We start from the raw sequence: 819 nt of genomic DNA on the forward strand, positions 1-819 counted from the left end.
AGATGCAGATACGATTATAGTCCTTGATAAGGGTGAAATTTCTGGTATTGGTAGCCATGATGAATTAATGGCAAATGACATTTACAGAGAAATTGTCGAATCACAAATTAAGGGGGCGAACTAATGGCGAATAAAAGAAAAAAACTAGAAGGCCGCCGTTATAAACCAAAAAACTTTTGGTCAACCCTAGGTCGCTTCATCAAATATATGGCTAGTCGGAAATGGACATTCTTATTGATTATTGTCCTGATTATACTAGCGACCACATTTCAAATTGTGTCACCACGTATTTTAGGTCAAGCAACTACTCTGATTACAGATGGGGTAAGTAATGGCTTGCAAAACGTGGATGGACAGCAAATGTACGTCATTGATTATGCTGGGTTAGTAAAAATCTTAACTAAAGTAGTCACTTTCTACTTGATTAGTGCCTTATTTAACTTCTTACAAGGAGCTTTATTAAGCCGTACTGCCCAACGCGTAATTGAAGACTTAAGAAATGATATGCGGGCGAAATTAAACCGTCTGCCGATTTCATTCTTAGATTCAACGCCAAATGGTGAGATTATGTCACGTGCCATCAATGATGTTGAAGCGATTGCTATGTCACTACAACAAACCTTGCAACAGGTCTTAATGTCTAGTACGCAATTTGTCCTAACTATCGTGATGATGACCTTAATCAGTTCAAAAATGACCTTAATTGCAGCAGGAACTATTTTGTTATCTACAATTGTTATGCTGTCTATTACACCAGTATCGCAAAGACTATTCGCCGCCCAACAAAGGGTGCAGGGGAATATGAATGCCTATATCGAG

Annotated in this window: 1 protein-coding gene; it reads left to right on the top strand. The window is 38.3% G+C overall.

Annotated features, from left to right (window positions below; all coding sequences use genetic code 11):
- Positions 1 to 123: 123 nt before the first annotated feature.
- Positions 124 to 819 (top strand): ABC transporter transmembrane domain-containing protein (locus tag ACRCJ0_RS16725; protein ID WP_431391284.1); only part of this gene is annotated, 696 nt, incomplete at its 3' end.

This window comes from Aerococcus sp. L_32 (genome assembly GCF_050689315.1).